Origin of the sequence: Mesorhizobium sp. M1D.F.Ca.ET.231.01.1.1, assembly GCF_003999155.2 — a bacterium.
Taxonomy (GTDB): domain Bacteria; phylum Pseudomonadota; class Alphaproteobacteria; order Rhizobiales; family Rhizobiaceae; genus Mesorhizobium.
Map to the genome: position 1 here is coordinate 56,899 of NZ_RZOZ02000008.1, position 22,191 is coordinate 79,089.

General features: G+C 64.8%; 21 protein-coding genes and 1 tRNA gene. 15 read left to right on the forward strand and 7 right to left on the reverse strand.

From position 1 onward, the window contains the following. The first annotated feature begins 24 nt into the window (after positions 1-24). From EN874_RS20915 to EN874_RS20935, 5 genes are all read left to right on the forward strand, one after another. Complete coding sequence (locus EN874_RS20915) at positions 25-900, forward strand: SDR family oxidoreductase (RefSeq protein WP_127427068.1); 876 nt, start codon at positions 25-27, stop codon at positions 898-900. A 177-nt stretch (positions 901-1,077) separates the two neighbouring features. After that, positions 1,078-2,049 (forward strand): sugar ABC transporter substrate-binding protein, encoded by a 972-nt coding sequence (locus EN874_RS20920; RefSeq protein WP_127427069.1) that lies wholly within the window; start codon positions 1,078-1,080, stop codon positions 2,047-2,049. A 134-nt stretch (positions 2,050-2,183) separates the two neighbouring features. After that, on the forward strand, positions 2,184-3,686 hold the full coding sequence (locus EN874_RS20925) for a sugar ABC transporter ATP-binding protein (RefSeq protein WP_127427070.1): 1,503 nt from the start codon (positions 2,184-2,186) through the stop codon (positions 3,684-3,686). After that, positions 3,683-4,699 (forward strand): ABC transporter permease, encoded by a 1,017-nt coding sequence (locus EN874_RS20930; RefSeq protein WP_127427071.1) that lies wholly within the window; start codon positions 3,683-3,685, stop codon positions 4,697-4,699. The genes EN874_RS20925 and EN874_RS20930 overlap by 4 nt, the downstream gene beginning before the upstream one ends. An 82-nt stretch (positions 4,700-4,781) precedes the next feature. Next, the gene (locus EN874_RS20935) at positions 4,782-5,783 is read left to right on the forward strand and encodes a substrate-binding domain-containing protein (RefSeq protein ID WP_127427072.1); all 1,002 of its coding nucleotides are present in this window, start codon (positions 4,782-4,784) and stop codon (positions 5,781-5,783) included. 17 nt (positions 5,784-5,800) lie between these two features. Here EN874_RS20935 and EN874_RS20940 read toward each other — a convergent pair whose 3' ends face one another. Next, positions 5,801-6,859 carry an ornithine cyclodeaminase gene (locus tag EN874_RS20940; protein ID WP_127427073.1) on the reverse strand — a complete coding sequence of 353 codons (1,059 nt, stop codon included), beginning with the start codon at positions 6,857-6,859 and terminating at the stop codon, positions 5,801-5,803. 2 nt (positions 6,860-6,861) lie between these two features. Next, positions 6,862-7,794 carry an arginase gene (gene rocF / locus EN874_RS20945; protein ID WP_127427074.1) on the reverse strand — a complete coding sequence of 311 codons (933 nt, stop codon included), beginning with the start codon at positions 7,792-7,794 and terminating at the stop codon, positions 6,862-6,864. A gap of 148 nt (positions 7,795-7,942) precedes the next feature. On the opposite strand from rocF, the gene EN874_RS20950 reads away from it, so the two are divergent. Beyond that, positions 7,943-8,383, forward strand: coding sequence for an Lrp/AsnC family transcriptional regulator (locus EN874_RS20950; RefSeq protein ID WP_127427075.1), 441 nt, complete (start codon positions 7,943-7,945; stop codon positions 8,381-8,383). A 182-nt stretch (positions 8,384-8,565) separates the two neighbouring features. Here the strand turns inward: EN874_RS20950 and EN874_RS20955 are convergent, their stop codons facing one another. The 3 genes from EN874_RS20955 to EN874_RS20965 form a co-directional block, all read right to left on the reverse strand. Continuing rightward, positions 8,566-9,912 (reverse strand): PASTA domain-containing protein, encoded by a 1,347-nt coding sequence (locus EN874_RS20955; protein WP_127427076.1) that lies wholly within the window; start codon positions 9,910-9,912, stop codon positions 8,566-8,568. Between the two features lie 496 nt (positions 9,913-10,408). Continuing rightward, the gene (locus tag EN874_RS20960) at positions 10,409-11,776 is read right to left on the reverse strand and encodes a nucleotidyltransferase family protein (protein WP_127427077.1); all 1,368 of its coding nucleotides are present in this window, start codon (positions 11,774-11,776) and stop codon (positions 10,409-10,411) included. A gap of 77 nt (positions 11,777-11,853) precedes the next feature. Then, the gene (locus tag EN874_RS20965) at positions 11,854-12,792 is read right to left on the reverse strand and encodes a hypothetical protein (RefSeq protein ID WP_127427078.1); all 939 of its coding nucleotides are present in this window, start codon (positions 12,790-12,792) and stop codon (positions 11,854-11,856) included. A 159-nt stretch (positions 12,793-12,951) separates the two neighbouring features. Between EN874_RS20965 and EN874_RS20970 the strand changes: the two genes are divergently transcribed. Continuing rightward, positions 12,952-14,685, forward strand: coding sequence for a glycosyltransferase (locus EN874_RS20970; protein ID WP_127427079.1), 1,734 nt, complete (start codon positions 12,952-12,954; stop codon positions 14,683-14,685). 1 nt (position 14,686) lies between these two features. Here the strand turns inward: EN874_RS20970 and EN874_RS20975 are convergent, their stop codons facing one another. Continuing rightward, positions 14,687-15,751, reverse strand: a complete 1,065-nt coding sequence (locus EN874_RS20975; protein ID WP_127427080.1) for a hypothetical protein — start codon at positions 15,749-15,751, stop codon at positions 14,687-14,689. A 79-nt stretch (positions 15,752-15,830) separates the two neighbouring features. Here EN874_RS20975 and EN874_RS20980 point away from each other — a divergent pair, with 79 nt between their 5' ends. From EN874_RS20980 to EN874_RS20995, 4 genes are all read left to right on the forward strand, one after another. Further along, positions 15,831-16,769, forward strand: a complete 939-nt coding sequence (locus tag EN874_RS20980) for a hypothetical protein (protein WP_127427081.1) — start codon at positions 15,831-15,833, stop codon at positions 16,767-16,769. Between the two features lie 105 nt (positions 16,770-16,874). Next, positions 16,875-17,579 (forward strand): glycosyltransferase family A protein, encoded by a 705-nt coding sequence (locus tag EN874_RS20985; RefSeq protein WP_168247539.1) that lies wholly within the window; start codon positions 16,875-16,877, stop codon positions 17,577-17,579. Beyond that, complete coding sequence (locus EN874_RS20990; protein WP_127427083.1) at positions 17,576-18,316, forward strand: glycosyltransferase family 2 protein; 741 nt, start codon at positions 17,576-17,578, stop codon at positions 18,314-18,316. The genes EN874_RS20985 and EN874_RS20990 overlap by 4 nt, the downstream gene beginning before the upstream one ends. Before the next feature lie 47 nt (positions 18,317-18,363). Beyond that, on the forward strand, positions 18,364-18,777 hold the full coding sequence (locus EN874_RS20995) for a PqqD family protein (protein ID WP_168247540.1): 414 nt from the start codon (positions 18,364-18,366) through the stop codon (positions 18,775-18,777). Between the two features lie 92 nt (positions 18,778-18,869). Here EN874_RS20995 and EN874_RS21000 read toward each other — a convergent pair. Beyond that, positions 18,870-18,944, reverse strand: a tRNA-Gly gene (locus EN874_RS21000). Between the two features lie 304 nt (positions 18,945-19,248). Between EN874_RS21000 and EN874_RS21005 the strand changes: the two genes are divergently transcribed. The 4 genes from EN874_RS21005 (at position 19,249) to EN874_RS21020 (ending at position 22,177) form a co-directional block, all read left to right on the forward strand. After that, the gene (locus EN874_RS21005; protein WP_126086790.1) at positions 19,249-19,749 is read left to right on the forward strand and encodes a prolyl-tRNA synthetase associated domain-containing protein; all 501 of its coding nucleotides are present in this window, start codon (positions 19,249-19,251) and stop codon (positions 19,747-19,749) included. A 99-nt stretch (positions 19,750-19,848) separates the two neighbouring features. After that, positions 19,849-20,844, forward strand: coding sequence for a thioredoxin (trxA, locus tag EN874_RS21010; RefSeq protein ID WP_127427085.1), 996 nt, complete (start codon positions 19,849-19,851; stop codon positions 20,842-20,844). Between the two features lie 161 nt (positions 20,845-21,005). Beyond that, a complete protein-coding gene (locus EN874_RS21015) occupies positions 21,006-21,677 on the forward strand; it encodes an LON peptidase substrate-binding domain-containing protein (protein ID WP_127427086.1) in 672 nt (223 codons plus the stop codon). Positions 21,678-21,931: 254 nt separating this feature from the next. Next, a complete protein-coding gene (locus tag EN874_RS21020; RefSeq protein WP_127427087.1) occupies positions 21,932-22,177 on the forward strand; it encodes a Trm112 family protein in 246 nt (81 codons plus the stop codon). Positions 22,178-22,191: the final 14 nt, after the last annotated feature.

Sequence of the window (22,191 nt, forward strand, 5' to 3'; positions counted from 1 at the left end):
GCGGGCCGCGAAAAGGAAAGACCAATGATACTGGTGACAGGCGCGACCGGCTTGAGCGGTCAGATAATTGTTCGTGAGCTGGCCCATAACCACGTGCCGGCCAAAGCGCTGGTGAGAAACGCTCGCAAGGCGTCGGCCACCGGGATCGACAAGCTGCCGGGCATCGACGCGATTGAAGGCGACATGCGGGCCGGCGACGACGTCAAGGCAGCGCTCGACGGTGTCACGCGGGTGCTGCTGATCTCGTCGGGGACACCGGACATGCGCGAAACGCAATGCAGCTTCATCGATCTTTGCAAGCAGGCCGGTGTCCCGCATATCGTCAAATTCTCCGGAGCGGAGTCCGGGATCGGGTTCGATCCGGCCAAATTCCGCTTCACGCGAATGCATGAAGAGATCGAAGACCATCTTGAAGGATCGGGTCTGGCGTGGACGCACCTTCGGCCGTCCCAGTTCATGCAGGTCTATCTCAGGGAGGCCCCGACCATAAGCCGGGATGGCGAGCTGCGTCTGCCGCTCGCGGATATCGAGCTCGCGCCAGTGGCTATCGAGGACATCGCGAAAGTCGCCTGCCGGCTGCTGCGGGAGGGAGGTCACGAGAGCGAGAGCCTGAACATGACAGGGCCGGAAGCGCTGACGATGAACGAAGTAGCTGAACGGATATCGGCCACGACAGGCAGGCCTGTCAGATATGTCCCGATCAGTTGGGACGAACGCCGCAGCGTGTTGCTTGGGAGCGGCGCGCCTGCGGATTTTGTCGATGCGCTCGACGAGCAGCTGCAAGAGCGGCTCAGGCGCCCGAAGTCCCGCGTCAATCTCGCGACGCATGATGCCTTCGGTGTCAGGCCGACCAGTTTCGCCGAATTCGCCCGGACCTATGCACGGGCTTTTTCCGGATAGGCATCAACCCGACCACGCCATGAGGGGCCGCGCCAGCCTCTCAAGGAGGCCCGCAGGCACCAACAAATCGCGCGCCAATAGCTCGCTTGCGATATTGACATCTGATAAAATCGCAATCTAGTCTGCCGCGTAATCGGTTACGTAACCGATTACGGCTCATTAAAAGTGGAGGAAAGCATGAGCAAAGTTTCAAATACGCATAGGCTCGAGCTGGGCTCGTTCTCGCGTCGCCAGTTCCTCAAGACCAGCGCGCTTGCCGCGGGCGCGCTCGCGCTGCCGCTCGGACCGGCCTTCGCCGCCGACAAGCCGAAGGTCGGCCTGGTCATGAAGTCGCTCGCCAACGAGTTCTTCAAGCAGATGCAGGCCGGCGCGGAGGCGTACGCGGCCAAGAACAAGGACAAGTTCGATTTCGCCGCCGTCGGCATGAAGGACGAGCGCGACTTCGCCGCTCAGGTCGACGCCATCGAGAACTTCATCACCCAGAACTACAACATCATCGTCGTCGCGCCCGCCGATTCCAAGGCCATGGTCACCCCGATCGCCAAGGCGCTGAAGGCCGGCATCAAGGTCATCAACATCGACGTCGCGCTCGACGAGAAAGCCAAGAAGAAGGCCGGCGTCGATCTCGCCTTCTTCGGCCCGGACAACCGCGCCGGCGCCAAGCTTGCCGGCGACGCGCTCGGCAAGGCGCTGGGCAAGGGCGGCAAGGTCGTCATCCTGGAGGGCAATCCGGAGGCCGACAACGCCAAGCAGCGCAAGCTCGGCTTTGACGATTCGGTGAAGGAGTACAAGCTGAAGCTGCTCGACTCCAAGACGGCGCATTGGGAGACCGAGGAAGCCAACACCCTGATGACCAACTTCCTCACCCAGCATCCTGACATCCAGGGCGTGATGGCGGCCAATGATTCGATGGCGCTCGGCGTCGTCAAGGCGATCGACGCGGCCGGCAAGTCGGGCCAGATCAAGGTCGTCGGCTTCGACAACATCCCGGCCGTCGGCCCGCTGCTGAAGGAAGGCAAGATGCTCGCCACCGTCGAGCAGTATGGCGCGCAGATGGCGGCGATGGGCATCGACTACGGCCTGCGCGAGCTTGCCGGCGAGAAATTCTCCGGCTGGGTCAAGACGGACGTCAAGCTGATCACGGCATGAGGCGAGCAAGGGCGCCGGCACTCCCTCTGGCGCCTTCCATTCGCTTGTCCCATCATCGCCGCCGGCAGAGCGTCGGCGGCGATGACGCGCTCGTACCGCCGTTGCGGTAGAAGAGCGCCATTCAGGATTGCTGCATGGATGATGTGATTCTTTCCCTTGAAGGGGTCGGAAAGATCTTTCCCGGCGTCGTCGCGCTGAGCGACGTCTCGCTGTCGATCGCGCGCGGCGAAACCCATATCGTGCTGGGCGAGAACGGCGCCGGCAAGTCGACGCTGATCAAGCTGCTCGCCGGCATCTACCAGCCGGACAGCGGTGCGATCGCCTTCAACGGCCAGCCCTACCGGCCCAGGACGCCGCATGACGCGCAGCAGAGCGGCATCCGCATCGTGCATCAGGAGCTGAACCTCCTGCCCTATCTCAGCATCGCCGAGAACCTGATGCTGGAAAACCTGCCGCGCCGCGCCTTCGGCGTCGTCGACCGCGGGGCGCTGAACCGCCGGGCCGTCGCGCTGCTCAAGGAGGTCGGCCTCGACATCGATCCGAGGACGCGGGTCGAGGCGCTCGGCGTCGCGCAGATGCAGCTGGTCGAGATCGCCAAGGCGCTGAGCTACGACAGCAAGCTCCTGGTGCTGGACGAGCCGACGGCGACGCTGACGCCGCCGGAGATCGAGCGGCTGTTTTCCATCATCAAGCGGTTGAAGGCCAAGGGCGTCACCATCATCTACATCTCGCACCGCCTGCACGAGGTGTTCGAGATCGGCGACCGCGTGACCGTCCTGCGCAACGGCCGGCTGGTCGCGACCCGCGACCTTCACGGCCTGTCGGTGCCGGATATCGTGCGCATGATGATCGGCCGCGACATCGCCGACGAATTCGGCTTCGATGCCAGGGTCGTGCCGGGCAAGGTCGCGCTCAGCGTGACCAATCTGAAGCGCGATGCCGCGACCCCCGCGATTTCCTTCGACGTCCGCCATGGCGAGATCCTGGGCGTAGCCGGCCTGGTCGGCAGCGGCCGCACCGAAGCGATGCGGGCCCTGTTCGGCGCCGATCCCAAGCTCGACGGCGTCGTCGAGATCGACGGCCGGCCGGTGGCGATCACGGCGCCCAAGGACGCGGTCCGGGCTGGGCTCAGCCTGCTCACCGAGGACCGCAAGGGCCAGGGCCTGCTGCTCGACCTGGCCGTGGACAGGAACATCACCATCACCGACCTCGGCAAGGTCTCGCGCCACGGGCTGCTCAACCGCCGGGCCGAGAGCGCGGCAGCAAATGATCTCGTCGGCCAGCTGCGCGTCAAGGCAAGCTCGATCGAGCAGGCGGTGCGCAATCTTTCCGGCGGCAACCAGCAGAAGGTGGTTTTGGCCAAGTGGCTGTTCCGCGGCACCTCGACGCTGATCCTCGACGAGCCGACGCGCGGCGTCGACATCGGCGCGCGGCGCGAGATCTACCAGCTTCTGTGGATGCTGGCGGCGGCGCAAAAGGGCATCATCATGGTGTCGTCCGACCTGCCCGAGCTGATGGGCATGTGCCACCGCATCATCGTCTTTTCCAAGAACAGGATCGTCGGCGAGGTGCCGCGACCCGAATTCGACCAGGAGCGCATCCTGTCGCTTGCCTACCAGGAGTACGTGCGGCCATGAGCGAGACGTCCCAATCCCTCGTGTCGGCGCCGGTTTCCCCCGGGCGGGCGAAGTTCCTGCGCTTTCTCGTGCGCGACGCCGGCGTGCTGCTCGCCCTGGTGCTGATCACGCTGTTCTTCTCGGTCAGCGCGCCCTATTTCGCCACGCCCGGCAACGCGCTCAAGATCTTCGTGCAGATCGCCATCAACACGGTGCTGGCCGCCGGCATGACCTTCGTCATCCTCACCGGCGGCATCGACCTGTCGGTCGGTTCGGTGCTGGCGCTCTGCACCGTGGTTGGGGCGACCGTCATGATCAATGAGAGCCTCTCGCCGGCGATGGCGATCACGCTGGCGCTGCTCGCCTGCATGGCGACGGGCGCGGTCTGCGGCTTCCTCAACGGCTGGATCTCGACGCGCTGGAAGATCCCGTCCTTCATCGTCACGCTCGGCATGCTCAACATGGCCGCCGGCGCCGCCCGCGTGGTCAGCGACAATTCGACCATCACCGGCCTGCCGCAAAGCTTCGTCGATTTCGGCAATCTCATCATCGGCGGCTTCCTGCCGTCGATCTTCTTGGTCGCGGTGCTGGTGATCGCGGCCGGCTGGTTCGTGCTGCGCTTCACCGTCTTCGGCCGCATGATCTTCGCCGTCGGCACCAATGACGAGGCGGTGCGGCTCTCCGGCCACAATCCGGACTTCTACAAGGTCGCCGCCTTCACCATCAGCGGACTGACGGCCGGCATCGCGGCGATGGTCTATCTTTTGCGCCTCAACATCGGCAGCCCGATCGCCGGCGTCGGCTACGAGCTCAACGCGATCGCCGCCGTCATCATCGGCGGCACCAGCCTCAGCGGCGGCAAGGGCTCGATCGTCGGCACGCTGGTCGGCGCCTGCATCTTGCAGGTCTTGAGCACCGGGCTGCAGCTGCTCGGCGTCGGCGACAATTTCAAACCGATCGTGATCGGCCTTGTCATCGTGCTCGCGGTCATTCTAGACGCATATCGGGAGAGGCTGTTGCGGAGGATCCGCTAGAGCAGTTCCAAGGAAAAGTGCGTAGCGGCTTTTCGTCCGGAGTTGCGTAGGAAATGTAGGGAGTCACCGGGACCAAGGGACCATGACAACGATTGCCGATGTCGCACGCTACGCGGGGGTGTCCGTCGCAACCGTCTCGCATGTGATGAACCGCACGCGCCATGTCGAGCCGGAGACGGCCGAGCGCGTGCGCGCGGCGATCACCGCCTTGCGCTATAGCCCGAATTCGCTGGCGCGCAGCCTCAGGCGCGGCGAGACCAAGACCATCGGCCTGCTGCTCCCCGACAATTCCAATCCGTTCTTCGCCAGCGTGGCTCGCCAGATCGAGGATGCCGGCTTCGTCGCCGGCTATACCGTGATCCTGTGCAATTCCGACGGCAGCGCCGAGAAGGAGGAGCGCTATCTGTCGGTGCTGATGGCCAAGCAGATCGACGGGCTGATCTTTGCCGGCTCGTCCGACCATGCGCGGGTGTTTGCGAGCCTTTCCGCCGCCGTGCCGGCGGTGCTGCTCGACCGCGAGATCCATTCGGTCAATGTCGATTCCGTGCTGGTCGACCATGATCACGGCGGCTATCTCGCCGGGCGCCATCTGGTCGGGCTCGGCCACAAAAGGATCGGCGTCATCGGCGGCCCGCGCGATTCGAGCTCTAGCCCTGCCCGCCTGCGCGGCTTTACCCGCGCGCTCGAGGAAGCAGGCCTCGCACTGCCCCCCTCGTCGGTGGTCGATTCCGACTATCATTTCGCCGGCGGCCGGCTGGCGATGGAGCGGCTGCTGGAACAGGCGCCGGAGATCACCGCGGTGTTCGCCTGCAACGACCTGATGGCCATGGGCGCCATCACCGCGCTGCGCTCGCGCGGCTTGCGGGTGCCAGACGACATGTCGCTGATCGGCTTCGACGACATTCCCTACGCCGTCACCACCTGGCCGCCGCTGACGACGATCGCCCAGCCGGTCGAGAAGATCGGCACGCGGGCGGTGAGCCTGCTGCTCGAGCGCGTCGTCGAGCCGGAAGCGCCCTCGCGCCGCGAGGTGCTGACGCCAGTCCTGGTGGAGAGGGAGAGCTGCGCGGCGGCGCGCCGGTAGCGCGCCGTCGATTTCGGTCAAGCCGCCGGCTGCATGGCGGCTCTCAGCAGCATGCCGAACAGGTCGCGCGGCTCGTCGGGATCGGCGAGCAGGTCGAGCTCCTCGTAGAGGCCGGTGGCCTGGAGCTGATCGCGGACATAACGCAGCGCGGAAAAATCTTCCGTGGCGAAGCCGACGGAATCGAACAGCGTGATCTGCTCCGGCGTCTTGCGGCCTTTGGCCTGGCCGGTCATCACTTGCCACAGCTCGGTCACCGGATGGTCGGCGTCGAGCTGCTGGATCTCGCCCTCGATGCGCGTCTGCGGCGGAAACTCGACGAAGATGTCGGAGCGCAACAGGATGTCGCGGTGCAGCTCGGTCTTGCCGGGGCAGTCGCCGCCGACCGCGTTGATGTGCACGCACGAGCCAACCATATTGTCGGTGAGGATGGTGGCGTACTGCTTGTCGGCGGTCACGGTGGTGATGATGTCGACGCCTTCCACCGCGTCCTGGCCGGTCTGGCAGATGGCGATGTCGAAACCCTTGCCGGCCAGGTTGCGGGCGCATTTTTCCGAGGCCGAACGGTCGATGTCGTAGAGCCGCAGCCGGTCGATGCCGAGCAGCGCCTTGAAGGCGATGGCCTGGAACTCGGACTGGGCGCCGTTGCCGATGATCGCCATGGCTCGGCTGCCCTTGGGCGCCAGGTATTTGGCGGCGACGGCGGAGGTGGCGGCGGTGCGCAGCGCCGTCAGGATCGTCATTTCAGTCAAGAGCATCGGATAGCCGGAACCGACATCGGCGAGCACGCCGAAGGCGGTGACCGTCTGGCGGCCCTCGCGCATGTTCTTCGGATGGCCGTTGACATATTTGAAGCCATACATCTTGCCGTCGCTGGTCGGCATCAGCTCGATGACGCCGTCATGGCTGTGCGAGGCGATGCGCGGCGTCTTGTCGAATAGCTCCCAGCGGCGGAAATCCTCCTCGATATAGGCGGCGAGCTCGGTGAGGAAGCGTTCGACGCCGATGGCGAGCACCAGCTTCATCATGCGGTCGACGCTGACGAAGGGGACGATGGCAAGGCGCGAAGGCTGGGTCATGATCAGAGGCTTCCGGAATGGCTGCGGGTCGGGCGGTCCATGATGCGGCGGCCCATCAGGCTGGCGGTGAGGTCGACCATCAGCGTCGCGGTGCGGCCGCGCTCGTCGAGGAAGGGATTCAATTCCACAAGGTCGAGGCTGGAGACCAGGCCGCTGTCGGACAGCATCTCCATCACCAGATGCGCCTCGCGGAAGGTGGCGCCGCCGGGCACGGTGGTGCCGACCGCCGGCGCGATCGACGGGTCGAGGAAATCGACGTCGAGGCTGACATGCAGGAGCCCGTTTGCCGCTTCGACCTTGGCCAGGAAAGCGCGCAGCAGCGGGGCGATGCCGTGCTCGTCGATGGCGCGCATGTCGTGCACGGTCACGCCTGCCTCTTTCAGCGCGCGGCGCTCGGCCGGATCGACGCTGCGCAGGCCCATCGTGCAGATGCGGGCCGGGTCGACGGCGGCCGGCAGATCCGGAAAATAGCCCTGGAAACCTGCCTGTCCGCTGGCATAGGCGAGCGGCACGCCGTGCAGATTGCCGCTGGTGGTGGTGTCGAGCGTATGGAAATCCGGATGCGCGTCGAGCCACAGCACGAAGAGCGGCCGGCCGCGTTCGGCCGCGCGGCGCGCCACGCCGGACACCGTGCCGGCGGAGATCGAGTGGTCGCCGCCGAGGAAGATCGGCATGGCATCCTTCGAAGCCGCACAGGCGGTCTCGGCGATCGCCGTCGTCCAGGCGGAAATCTCCGGCAGCGCCTTGAGCGCAAGATTGCCGTGGACGACGGCGCGCGCCTGAGCCTTCTCGACCGCGCCCCAGTCCTCGACCTCATGGCCGAGCTCCGACAGCACCGAGACGAGCCCGGCGGTGCGCAGCGCGCTCGGCCCCATCTCGCATCCCATCCTGCCCGCGCCGTCCTGCACCGGCGCGCCGACGATCCTGCAGCGCATGATTCTTTTTAGCCCTTTTGCGAATAGATCTGGCGATTTGATCGAGAGAGTGAACCACTGCGGCCTGGCGGTTTGAATAGGGAAAATTGGCATTTCGAAAAGCTTGATCTATCATATTGCGCAGATATCCTGATCGAAATGGACAAGCATGGATGCGCTCGACGAAAGGCTGGTGACGCTGCTGAGGCACGATGCGCGGCGCAGCGTCTCCGACCTCGCGCTCGATCTCGGCGTCTCGCGCGCCACGGTCAGGGCGCGCATGGAGCGGCTGCAGAAATCAGGCGAGATCATCGGCTATACGGTGGTGCTGCGCGCCGACGCGGTCGACCAGCGCATACGCGGCGTGATGATGATCGAGATCGAGGGTCATGCGGCGGACCGCGTCATCCGGGCGCTAGGCGGTTTTCCCGAGGTTTCGACCATCCACACCACCAATGGCCGCTGGGACCTTGTGGTCGAGCTCGGCACCGCTTCGCTGACCGATTTCGACGCCGTGCTGCGGCGGATAAGGCTGATCCCGGGCATCACCGGCAGCGAGACGAGCCTGCTGTTGGCGACGCCGCGGACGACCAGGGCACGGCTGGGGTAAGGTGGGGGAATATCCGAGCTCAAAACGCGAAAAGCCGCGGTTCTCCGCGGCTTTTCGTTTGCTTGATCCGTGGAGAACGCTCCAATTTGCCAGAGCACGCATCCGCGCAGGCGGATACAAAGCTCCTTCCCCGAGCCAGAGCCGACCCCGCTTGGGTTGCCGGGCCATAACCCTTCACCACATCAATTGATCCCCTCGCCATCAACCGCGACGGTGTTGTCGGACGGAAGTTTGTCGCCAGCTTGCGGCGATTGCGATGTCACCTTGATCTTGCTGTCTGGAAACTGAAGCGTGTATCCATCCATTAGCGTTATCGCTGACAGTGACATTATCTTGTCACTATACCCCAGTGTCACGCCAAAACGTTCGGCAAGTTCGGTCGCCGCAGCTACTGTCATGCCCACGAAGTTCGGAGCCGCCAGTGGCATGGCCATTCCGGATTTCATTGTTGGTATAGGGGACGGTATCGATCCGAGTGGAAATGACTTGCCCTGTTGCTTAGCGAAGTCAGCTGGCATGACCGCCTTGGTAACTTGGCGCATCGCCTGCGAAGCGCAGCCCGCTACCACGTCCAGATCAGACTCGTAGCCGTTCGATGCCTTGATGAAGTCAGCAGCAGATAACCCATCAGTAAACTCGCACCGGTAGGCATTTTCAGTGATGAAATTGACCAGATTCCAGCTATCGAGGATACGGCTTCGTGTTTTAGCACAGATAGCAAGTACATCTGACGCATGCTGAATATCCGCTTCGTTAGGTGCTGGCGGCGCTTTTGCAATCGTCATTGGTGCCAATGTGGCAGAGTAGGGCACCGAATTTGCGGTTGGGTCATCGCGAAACGATGTCAACCACTTGCGCAGCATATCATAAAGATCCGAAGTGGAATTTGGTGAGCTAATATCCAAATCGACCGGGCCGCCTTCATGATACGTTTCGACATGGAGCTCGCTTGCATACTTCTGATGCAATTCGTCGAGCTTCATTTTGCCTTCAGCGGAAAAGGCGGAATAGGAACCACCAAGGCTGGCGGCAATCGACATTGCGTCTTGTTTAGACAGAGCGTCAATACGCATTACGGCGAAAAATAAGCCGCCGCGATCGACACCACGCACGAACATGTTGCCATAGCGGCCGTTAAAAGCTTTGGGTTCGGAGATCAATTGTTTCGCGGCATCTGTAAGCTCTGGTTCGTCTATCGACAGATATTCCAACTTGACAAATGCGCTGAGCATCAAAAATAGGGAGCTGCTTTGAACTTTTGATCGCTTGGCGAAATCGAAGCGGGCGCTTGCGCCCTGAAAGGCGGGAACCCCATAACTTGCCTCGGCACTGATGCCCAAAGCGCTCTCTAGCTCTTCAGTTGTGGTGATGCGAGTAATGGACCAGCTCGCAGTCGAGCCCCCGGCATTCTTAACGCCTGTTATCTCCCCCTGAACAGCTCTGTTCATGGGACTACCCGTTGAATAATCCACGCCAATGCCAAAGTCATAGCTCTTGATCATCGGCACGACGACTTGAGTCAAACCCATTGAACTCTCCAATTTGCTGGTGTGGCAAGCAAGGCGTAGTACGACTACTAAGAGTCATCATCTAGTAGACGCGAAAGTGTTTGTCGCGATGGAAATTGGCAATTCCCGAAACCGACGAAATCTCGACCGGCAGGAGGGGTACACCTCGATCCTGCGCCCTAAGAATGAGGCGCTGGTCCTGAGCTATCGGGAAATTCCGACCGCCACAAAATACCACGCAATTGGGATAACGCGTGTGAAGTGCGTCACGCCGTATGGACTTTCAGCGTGCTCTCCGCAACGGTTTGGTCTTGTAGAAATCAGCGACGATCTTGGATCATCGCCGCCGAGTGTGGACGGTTTCGAGAACGCGTTCCAGCCATGGCCGGGCTGGTAACCCGCTCGTGATCCCGGCCCTTTGATCTGGCTCTTGCCGTCCGGGCTCTTCGTGCGTTCAAACGCGTTTCGTTTGCCGGGGCGGGTGAGGCTATATTCGAACGCCTCAAAGGCGAACGCATCAAACAGCCCAGACGCCGGCGACCCGGAAAGGATAGCGGCCGAAGCGGTCGATCTCGGCCTGGGTGGCGCCCGGCCGCAGGAAATGCGTCGGCCGCGCCGAGATCGACAGCAGGGCCGTGTCGTTCACACGCTCCGGCAGCGGGATGCGGAACAGCTTCGTCACCTCCGCCTTCGAATGTCCGCCGCCGGACCGGGCACGCAGCCGCGCGATCGCGACGCCGTCGACGCAGACGTCGAAAAAGAGCCGGCGCGACCGGCCGGGGCGGTCGAGCCCGAGCTTCAGGACGAGATGCGAGCGATGCCGCAGACCGGCAAGATGATGACGATAGTCGAGATGTTCCACCGAGGCCGGAACCAGGCTTGGCCGGGCCTGTCGGATGAAAGCCCGCGGCGACAGCGTCGGACGGGCGACGGTGATGGCGCTGTGATCCTTGACCACGACGGAAAACCCGTCGCGGCTCAGCATCGCATCCGCCAGCCGGTTTGCGATCTTCTCCGCCAGGCCACGCTCGCCGCGGTCCCTTACGTTCGACCAGTATTTCAGCCGCTGCGAGACGGGCACCCGCGCGGCGGAGAAGGCGGCGAGCACGTGCCCGGGCACCGGCAGCCCGATGCGCCAGGACAGATAGGCGAGGCCGGCAAGGCATGCCGGCACGATGCCGCGCCTGCCGGCCGTCTCGACCAGACGGTCCCAGTCGATGTGCTGCCCGGCCATCCGTGTCGCGACATCCATCGTCCAGTCGCCGTTCGAGCTTTCCGTGGCATGCGCCAGCACAATCAGCACCGAATCGGTCGGGTCGGGAACACGCACCCGGCAGGGACCGAGGCTTGCCGTCCCGGCCCGCATCCACAATGCCTCGTCGAGCGAGGCGTCATTGCGGCTGTAGTGGAACGGGCTGACATGCAGATCGACATTGCCGTGGTGGCCCTTCCTGAAATTGCCGTTCAGCCTGACCGTGGCCAGCCGTCGAAGATATTCGAAGGATTCGCCGTTCGCGGCGGTCCAGCCGGATGCCTCCAGGCGCTCGAGCGCGCCAACGGCGTCCCGGTGACGGATGAGGATGTCGACGTCGCCGATGACACGACGGTTGGCCATGGCCAGGCCCTCCGCCTGATAGGCTCCGCCCTTGAAGACGAGCACCGGGATGCCGCTGTCGAGAAGCGCCGCGAATGCGTCGTAGGTTTCCCTCAGCTTCAGCTGGGCCAGCACCCAGCGATTCTTCAGGATGCCGTCGATGCGCGGCCGCAACGGCGTCTCCGGGTCGAGTTCCGGCAACCGCGCATAGACCGGCCCGAGCAGGCGAATCTCCTGCCAGGAAATGTCCTCGAAGCGCGCGGCATTCTTCCATGCCCGCCAGGCGGCCATGGCCTGGGGCTCTGGGGAAAGGGCTGCCTGGACAAGCAGGTCCAGGCTGCCCTTGGGCCAGCTTCTGAATTCTCTCGTCACGGCTCTTCGGCAACCACGGCCGGCGTGGCGGGGCGACCGGGCCCCGGCATTTCATCCAGGGCGTCGGCAAGTTCGGAGTAGGTGCAGAACCGCACATCCGGGCGATGGATCACGCTCCCGATGAACCGCATGAGGGCGCGTTCGTAGGCCTTGCCGACATAGTCGGTGAAGTGATGGCCGATATGGATCGGGGCGCGGTTGCCGACATAGTTCTTCTTGAAATAGTTGAGATAGGCCTCGACGACGTCATCCTCCAGGCGCCGCGGATCGTTGAGCACATCGGGATTGCCGAGCGACTGCGCAACGAACAGATTGTAGTCCATCGACAGCGGCTTCAGCCGGCAATCCCTGAGCGGGATGCTGGCCAGCCTGAACTTCCAGACGTTGTCGCGGTTTTTCGTGGGCCAGTCACCGGCCCGTCCGGCCGAGCTCGCATCGTAGCGAAAGCCGCGCGCCGCGAGCGCCGCCGCCAATCCCGGGCCGGTGCTGAGGAACGGAGCGCGAAAGCCCTTGATGTCGCGCGATCCGAAGGCCAGCCCATGCTCCGGGCCCAGGCCGTTGTTGGCCGGGAAGTTGTCGACAAGCCGGTCGTAGAGGCTGAATTCGTCAAGCCACTGCCCGGATGTCCATGCCGCGCCGTCGAGATGGCCGACGGCATGGGAGGCGATCTCATGCCCCGACCGGAACAAGGCGTCCATGTAGCCGGCCCTGGCGGCCAGCTGCGATTGCGTGCCGCCGAACCGGATGCGGGCCTTGCCCGGCTCGGAACCGGGACCGCAATAGAGGCGGCGCCTTTCGTCCGACAGGAATGAGGTTCCGCTGACGAAGAATGTCAGGCGAAGCGAGGGGTGTTTGGCCGCGAATGCCGCCCAGGCGCTCCAGCTGTCGAGGTCGACGCACCCATCGAATGAAACAACCACATATTGGATGGGCAATTTCCGCCGGCCTTCGCAAATCCGCACATTGGGCATTGTGGCATGTGATGGTATTGCAATCCAGCGGCGCACGGCGGGGACCCGGCGGCGGGTGGGTTGTCTTCCTTGGCGGATATCGAGCGACATTCTTCAGCAGGCGATGCGGCGCTGGTCGGCTCCATGCTGACGAATGCACGTCTCGGCAAATGGCGGGAGGCGTTCGCGCAGGCCAACCAGGTCGCGATGCTGGATCACGCCGACCCCATGCATCTGGCGTCGGCGGGCCGCATGCTGGAGATATCCGGTGTCTGGGCCGATGCGGAGCGTCTTTACCGGCGGTTCGCGCAATATGCCCCGCATCTGCTTTTTCCGCGGTTCAGGCTCTGCCAGGTCCTGGCACGGGCCGGCCGGCGCGCGGAGGCGACCGGGCTCTTCGATCAGTTGAAAAGCCGGGCGCCGTCCAATCCGCGGATCGCGGCGCTGCAGGCCTTGCTCGTCCCCGCCGCGGCCGAAAATGTGCCGGACGCGATTTCTCCCGGTCTCTGGCGACGATGGTTCGGCGGCGAGGCCCAATGGCACGAGGGCGGCTCGGTAGGGCGCGCCGAGATGGCGGTCGTCGTCATCGGCTTCAGGTGCCAGCCAGGCCTTGCCGATGCGGTGAGGTCGATCCTCGAGCAAGGCGACGGCGCCGAGATCGTGGTGGTCAACAGCGGCGGCGGATGTCCCGAGGCGCTGCTGGCCGACTGCGCCTCCCGTCTGCGCATCATCAACATCCTCGCCCCGCTCTATGCGGGTGCCGCACGCAATGTCGGCATCGACGCAAGCGCGGCGCCCTATGTGTCGTTCCTGGCAGCGGACTGCCGGGCGCGGCCGGGCTGGATCAGCGCGCGGCTCAACGCGCACCGGCGCGGGGCGAGAGCCGTCGCCTCGGCGATCGCTCCGCCGGACGCTGGCGGCAGCCTGGCCATGGCAGCCCACATCAGCCTGTTCGGGGCGCGCTCTCCGCAGGTGCCGCCGGTTCAGGCGCTGCGCTACGGAGCATCCTACGACAGGCAGGTTTTTCGGGAGTTCGGCTATTTCAACCCGGCGCTGAGGATAAGCGAAGACACCGACTTCGCCAGGCGCATTGGCCGCAAGGTGTTCCCGATCTGGGACCCGCGCGTGCTGACCGAGCATGCCGGCCCGGCAAGCCTCGTTCGTTTCGCATCCGAAATGTTTTCCCGGGGCCGGCGCGCGGCGCGCCACCAGTTTCCCGGCGCTGGCCAATCGGCCTGGCGGCTGCCGACGGCATTGTTAAACGCGGTCCGGCAGCGGAACGACGCGGCACGACGGATTGCGCGCGAGATCCTGCGGCTCGAGACGCCTCGCCAGAGGGCCGTCATGCGGCGCCTTCTGCCGGCATCCCTGGCGTATGGGGCCGGCATCCTCGCCGGACTGCTGGATGGCCGCAGCGCCGGTCGCGAACACGGAAAAAGCCTGCGCGCCGGCCCGGATGACGCGCTTCGCCACGCCGGCCGGGCGACGCGCTGGGACCCGGAAAGCACCGCCTTCCTGCTCACCCATGCCGAGCTGCTTCGTTCGCGGCCGGACACCGATGCGCAGGAGAAATCGATGCGCGAGCTCGACGCCGCCGGCCGCCTGTCAGGTTTCCGGGAGGACGGATTGCTGTCGCTGGCCCGGTGGCTCGTCGAGCGCGGCCTCTATGAGCGAGCCTGGATGCTTGGGGACGCCGCCACCTTCGACCTGCCCGCGGCGGCGGGCATTCACGAATATCTTGCCGAGGCCGCGCATGCGCGCGGCGACGCGGCGGCGTTCGAACTGGCGGCCCTCGATGCCTTCGCCCGCAATGCCTTGTCCGAACGGCTGCGGCTTCAGTTTCAGGCTTTTCTGAAGTCGGGTCCGTCCGGCGCCTAAATCAGCCGGGAAGCCGCTCCACGAAGTGGCACAGCAAGTCGCCATTCCTCCTGGCGTCGGCGGACAGGTCCAGCTGGAAGCAGGGCATTCCGGCCAGGAAGCGCGAGAAGAAGCGCATTCCATCGTCCTCTTCACCGGCAAACTGATGCAGGTTCGAGGTCATCAGCGCCAGCATCGCTGCCTGCGGGCGCACGTCAACCAGCGACGGTTTTTCGGCATGCGCGATGCGGGGCAGGATGACCGCCTCGATCGACATCTCTGCGGCGAATGCGCCGTTGAAATAGGCGCTCGGATCGAACTCGGCCTTGCCGCGCCAGTTGACGTCGAGATTGGCGGCGTGACCGGCAAGCCCCTGGATCCGGGACAGCCCGGCCCTGTCCTGCTTGACCATGCGATAGAGCGGCCTGGCCAGCGGGCGTGGGGAGAGGCCAAGCGCTATGTAGTCGTCGCCGACGGTGGAAAGCCCGGCCGCGAGGCCCGCCAGGGTGGTTCCGGATTTTCCCGCCCCGCCACGGCCAAACAAGATGACGCCGCGCTTGTCGAGACCGAGGGTCGCGGCATGCGCCAGCCGCATGCCGGTGTCTTCCAGCATCCAGTGCAGATGCTGGCGCAAGGGCGCGGAGCCGTCCCATGGCGGCAATTCGGAAGGCGCCGCGCACCATTGCAGGCCGACACGGGAACGCTCGTCGAACAGCCGCCACAGGCGCTTCTGGAACGGATAGGCCGCCCGCAGGCCGGCCGCCTTCAGCCTGGCGTGGAATTCCTTCGGCTGAAATGAGGGGTCATCCCACTCGGCGAGCGTTTCGAACCCATTGCTGCTGCCGGTCAGCACATGGACACGCGTAGCGGCGCGGCCGGCAGGCGCGCTGCTGTGGAAGCGACTCCTGTAGCCTGCGCTCAGGCCGCCATCGTCGAAACGCAGCTCCATGGGCATCGCCGCCGGCGAGACCTGTTCCAGGGCTGCGGCTTCTCGTGGGAGCGCTTCGGCGGCGGCGATGATCTCGCGGCACCAATCGACGAGGTTGTCGCGACCCACGCTGCGCGCGGCGTTGCAAATCATTGTCATCGACCCATTCTGTCCCGCTCGATCTGCTATCTGATACCTACGCTGGAAAACCTACGCTGGAAAAACGCGGGTGAGCCCTATGAACGAGATTGTCGATGTCGAGGTGCGACATGCAAGCCCGGCGGTCGAAAGGCGAGTCAAAGCCTGGTTCCTGTCCCAGTTCAAGGGCGCCGCCGCCGATGGCAACCGTTCCATCCATTTGCCGCATCCGGAAAGACCGGGATACGCGCTGAAGATCAAGGGGGCAGGCTATAATGCCGGGCCGATCCGCTTCGGCACCTACAGCCGCACGGGTCCGGCGGCCTTGGCCTTCGACTTCGAAGGCCGCGCCGCGAGCGACGTCGCGTCCGGTCACGACAACGCCTATCTCGGCGGGGCCTCTTTCCAGCAGGCCGTCACCGAATACAATGTCAGCCGCCTGCTCGCCGATCGGGGCGTCGCCGTCGTGCCTTGCCTCGGCTACGGCCGGGTTGCAACGAAAGACCACACGGCCTGGTTCTCGCTCTTCGATTGGCATCGCGGCTGGTCGAGCATTTCGGTCGCGGAGGCAGGCTCGGTGCAGGCGTATCTTGAAAGCGCGGCGCGCCTCGCCGGCGAGATGCTGCGATTGGCGATCGAGCATGAATTGATCGGATATTGCGGCCTGGTCCGGGCCGCCGAGGGCCAATATCTGCTCAAGGATCTGCATCCGTTCCGGCGTGCCGACCCGATCACGATGTCGCAACTGTCCTGGGTCATGCAGGTCATATTCGCGCTGAACATCCGCTGCAGGGCGACGCAGCTCTTCACTGCGGCGGCGCAAGACGCCCCGGCCGACGCCATCAGCCGATCGCTGCGGGCGGTGCTGCCGGATGCGAGCCAGGCGGACTACGAGGCGTTGAGGGCCAGGATCGTCAAGCCGTACATGACATTGCCGCTGCAAAGCTTCGATCCGCGTGCGCTTTTCCAGGCCTTGCGCGACACGCGCGTCGGCGGCGCGCTTCTGGAGCTCTGCCCGTCCCGATATACGCGCTGGTAGGCGCAAGCCCGGCATCAAAAGCCCGACATCAAAGGCTTGTCCCGCCGGGCCCGGGCTTTTATGGCTGATCGGGCGGCGATGGGGACTTGGATGCAAAAGACCGGGATGCAAAGGAAGACAGCTTCGGATCGGGGCGAACGGATCAGCGTCGTCATTCCGGCCTTCAATGCCGAGAAATACCTGGCCGAAGCGATCGGGAGCGTGCGGCGCCAAAGCTTTCCCGCCGCCGAGATCGTCGTCGTCGACGACGGGTCGACCGACCGCACCGCCGAGATAGCGAAGCGCTTTTCCGGGGTGACCTATGTCCGGCAGGCCAATGCCGGCGTCGCCGCGGCGCTCAATCACGGCGTCCGCGTCGCGCGGGGCGACCTCATCGCCTTCCTCAGCGCCGACGATATCTGGTGCGACGACAAGCTCGCGCTGCAGCGGGCGGCGCTCGAAGGCGCCGCAAGCCGGCTCGTGTTCGGCCACATGCTGCATTTCCTTTCGCCGGAACTCGCGCCGGAGGAAGCGCGCGGACTTGTCTGCCCGCCCGACCCGATGCCGGCGTTCTCCGCCGGAACGATGCTGACCCGCCTCGATACGTTCCGCGGCATCGGGGAGCTCAATGAGACCTTCGCCGTCGGCGAGTTCATGGATTGGTACGGCCGCGCCAGGGACGCAGGCGCCGAGATCGTCATGCTCGACGCCGTCGTCTCGCGGCGCCGGGTCCACCTCGGCAACCAGTCGACCAAAGCGCTGCGGCAGAAGAGCTACGCGCCCGTGCTCAAGGCGCTGATCGATCGGCGCCGCGCCGCCAAGACCACATGACGCGGTTGATCGCCCTTCTTCAGGCCCGCAACGAAGAACGGTTCCTGCCGGGCTGGCTCGAAAACGTCGCGCCCGCGGTGGACGGCATCATCGCGCTCGACGATGGTTCCGAGGATGCGACGGCCAGGATGCTTTCGGCGCACCCGAAGACGCTCGAGGTCATCGGCAATCCGCCCGGCCAGGGCTGGAACGAGCGCGCCAACCACATGGCGCTGATCAAGGCAGGCAGGCGGCATGGCGCCGCGTGGTTCCTCTGCGTCGACGCCGACGAGCGGCTGGAGCGGCGGTTTGCGGCCGACATCGCGCAAATCCTGGACGATGCGGAGCGCAAGGGCATCGAAGCCTACACGCTGCAGCTGCGCGAACTGTGGAGCGACCGCCATCACTACCGCAAGGACGGCATATGGGGCCGCAAGGCCCGCTATCGGCTGTTCAGGAACGACCCCCGCCACATCAAGTTCGATCCGCGGCCGCTGCATCGCTACTGGATGCCGCTGGAAATCGTGACGAGGCTGGCCGATGTCGGCGCGCACCTGCCGCACAGTCTCTATCATCTGCGCATGGTTCTGCCCGACGATCGGCGCGCCCGCCATTTGCGCTACGTGACGCTGGATCCGGACAGCCGCTACCAGCCCGAGGGCTATGATTACCTTGTGGACGAAACCGGGATCGAGCTTGCGGAAATACCGCCGGAACGGGACTTTCTGCCGCTGCGGGATAGTTCGCTGTTCGAATAGCGTTTAAGGTCGGACGCTCCCGCTGCCCGGCAATGAAAGGACAATCGGTGTCGACGCGCTTCCTCGAACAGGCATTGCCGCAATGCTCGGCCGACGATTTCGACGGCGAGATCGTCGCCATCAATCTCGACACCGGCATCTATTACAGCATCAAGGATAGCGCCGCGCTGATCTGGCACGATCTGGCGGACGGCCATTCGGTGGAGTCGCTGCTCGGGCTTGTCCAGGCCAGGCCGGACCTCCATGAAGCCGTCGAAGGTTTTGTCAATGAGCTGGTGAAAACCGGACTGATGCGGCCGGCCGAAGGCAGCGTTGCCCCGGCTCCGCCGAGAATCGCCGCCGTCGCCGCGACGATGCCGGCACCGGTGCTGGAACCCTTCGGGGACATGCAGGACCTTCTGCTGCTCGACCCGGTGCACGAGGTCGACGAGGATATCGGCTGGCCGAAGGCGCCGGCTTGAGCGGACTTGGCCTGAGCCGCCGCATCGACCCCAAACGCGAAAAAGCCGCGGAAAACCGCGGCTTTTCGTTTGCTTGATCCTCGGTGAGGAACTGGAGCGGGTGAGGCGATTCGAACGCCCGACCCCAACCTTGGCAAGGTTGTGCTCTACCCCTGAGCTACACCCGCTCGCGCGGCCTTGGGCCGCAAGCCGCGCCTATATGGCCGAAGAGCGCGCCGATTGCAACAGGGAAATGACGGTCTTTTTGGAGCTAGCTCTTCATGCGCGGACGGTTCGTTTCGAACCGGCGGAGTCCGTTGGGCCACTCAAAGCTTCTTGCGCAATTCCGGGCGTCTTGCGCAATTCCGGGCGCGTCTTACGCAATTGCGGACGGAAACCGCTTCGCGCTTTTTCTCGAATTGCTCCGGCGATCTTGCCGCGAGGGGATGGTTGGCCGTAAACGGCATATCCTTCCCGACGATGCGAGGACCGATGCCGAAGACCGAAGCCGAGCTTTACGCCTTTCTTGCCGATCTCGGCATCTCCGTCTCGACGGTGCGCCATCCGCCCTTGTTCACGGTCGCCGATTCGCAGGCGCTGCGCGGCGAGATCCCAGGCGGCCACACCAAGAACCTCTTCCTCAAGGACAAGAAGGACAATTTCTTCCTCGTCACTGTCGGCGAGGAGGCGGAGGTCGATCTCAAGCAGATCCATCATCTGATCGGCGCCGCCGGCCGCGTTTCGTTCGGCAAGCCGGAAATGCTGATGGAGCTGCTCGGCGTCATTCCGGGCGCCGTCACCGTGTTCGGCCTGATCAACGACACGGCCGGGCGGGTGAAGGTGTTTCTCGACCAGGAATTGATGAGCCACGAGGTCATCAACGGCCATCCGCTGACCAATGAGGCGACGACGACCATCGCCGCCGCCGATCTCGTCAGATTCGTCGAGGCAACCGGCCACGATGCTGTTATCTTGAAAGTCTCATTATCTTGAAAGTCGGGGCCTGATCGCCACATGGATGGCGAAACCGAACTCCGACAATGACGCGCCGCGCCTTCATGCCGGCGGCGGCGCGACCGAAAGGGCGACGACATGAGTGACAACAACCCGTTCAGCGGTTCATTTGGCGGCAATGGCGGCCAGTACGCCCAATCCGTCCAGTATGGCGGGGCAGACCGCGCCAAGGCATCGCTCGGCGAGGCGCCGGCGGCGGCCGACCTGATCAAGGACACCACGACCGCGACATTCGCGGCCGACGTCATCCAGGAATCGCGCCGCCAGCCGGTGCTGGTCGACTTCTGGGCGCCCTGGTGCGGTCCCTGCAAGCAGCTGACGCCGCAGCTCGAAAAGGCGGTCAAGGCCGCCGGCGGCAAGGTCAAGCTGGTCAAGATGAACATCGACGACCATCCCTCGATCGCCGGCCAGCTCGGCATCCAGTCGATCCCCGCGGTCATCGCCTTCAAGGACGGCCAGCCGGTCGACGGCTTCATGGGCGCCATTCCCGAGAGCCAGATCACGCAGTTCATCCAGAAGGTCGGCGGCACGGGCGGCGGCGGCGCGCCGCAGATCACCGAAGCGCTGGCCGCGGCCGCCGAGGCACGCGAGGCGGGCGACGTCCAGACGGCTGCCGACATCTATGACGCGATCCTCGAGCAGGCGCCCGAGACCATCGAGGCGATCGCCGGGCTGGGCGAGATCCTGTTCGAGGCCGGCGACAGCCAGGGCGCCGAGGCGGTGCTTGCGAAGGCGCCCGAGGACAAGAAGGACGCGCCGGCGCTTAGCGCCCTGCGCGCCAAGATGACGCTGGCGGCGGAAGCGGCCGCGCTCGGCAATCCGGCAGAGTTCGAGCGCCGGCTCGCCGCCGATCCGAACGATCATCAGGCGCGGTTCGACCTGGCGATGGTGCAGAATGCGCGCGGCCAGAAGACGCAGGCCGCCGACAACCTGCTGGCCATCATCAAGGCCGACCGGACCTGGAACGACGACGGCGCCCGGGCGCAGCTCTTGAAGTTCTTCGAGGCCTGGGGGATGACCGACGAGGCGACGCTGGCGGCACGGCGCAAGCTGTCGTCGCTGTTGTTTTCCTGAGCGCTTTGCCGGCTCTATTGCCGGGCGGGCTTGCGCGAGGCGGCAACTGCGCCAGATAGTGGGCTTGCCCGGCCGGCGAACGGGTCGGGCAAGCCGGGCTGCGTCGGAGGAGATCGCCGGTTTCAAAGCTGGCCGGCGACGACGCTTTTTGGAGGGTTGAAGTGCAGGTCGGAAACGCCCGCTACCGGCTCGCGAGGGATCTGCCGTCGACGATCCCGGTGTTTCCGCTCGACGGAGCGCTGCTCTTGCCGGGTGGCCGCATGCCGCTCAATATTTTCGAGCCGCGCTATCTGCAGATGATCGACCAGGCGATGGCCGGGCCCCGGCTGATCGGCATGATCCAGCCCAGCCTCGACGGCGCGTTGCGCGACGATGGCGAGCCGGAGCTTTGCAGTGTCGGCTGCGCCGGGCGCATCATCTCGCTCGCCGAGACCGGCGACGGGCGCTACCTGATCTCGCTGCAAGGCGTCTGCCGCTTCCGCGTCACGCAGGAGCTGACGGTCAAGACGCCGTTCAGGCAATGCCGGATCGCGCCCTTCCTCGCCGATCTCGAGGAGGACCCGGCCGGGGCCGAGGTCGACCGGCCGGCGCTGCTCAAGGCGTTCCGCGCCTATCTGCAGGCCAATGACCTCGAGGCCGACTGGGAAAGCGTCAGCCGCGCCGAGAACGCCATGCTGGTCAACGCGCTGTCGATGATGGCGCCCTATGGGCCGGCCGAGAAGCAGGCGCTGCTCGAAGCGGCGGACCTGAAGACGCGCGCCGAGACGCTGATCGCCATCACCGAGATAACGCTGGCGCGCGAGGACGAGGATTTTGGCTCCAGCATCCAGTAAAGTGTATCGATATTCAGGTGAGGCGGCCTGCAATGGCGGCTTCCTGCGCTTGCGGCCTTCGCCGGCCGAAGGCACTCATGCGTGGCGTGGCAATTAAAGTCAGGCTACGGTCGGTGTAGGCCGGTGCTCACGTACCTTGAGTACGCTCCGCTGCGGTTCTCGAAAGCCACCATTTTCGGCTCGGCCTGACCTGAATCTCAACACACTTGGTCTGTGGCGTTGGGCCTATGGCAGTTGGACAAAGGAAAAGTGCGATGGCGGCAGACGGACGTGACGCGCGCAAAGCCACGGTCGACCCAAAGCTGCTGGAACTGCTCGCCTGCCCGCTGACCAAGGGACCGCTGACCTGGGACGCGGAGCGCAGCGAGCTGATCTCGCGCGTGGCGAAGCTCGCCTATCCGGTGCGCGACGGCATCCCGATCATGCTGCCTTCGGAAGCGCGCACGATTTCGGCCGAAGATGCGCTGCCGCCGCAGCCGCGGCTGAGCGGGCCGTCGTGAGTGGAGCGTCTTCA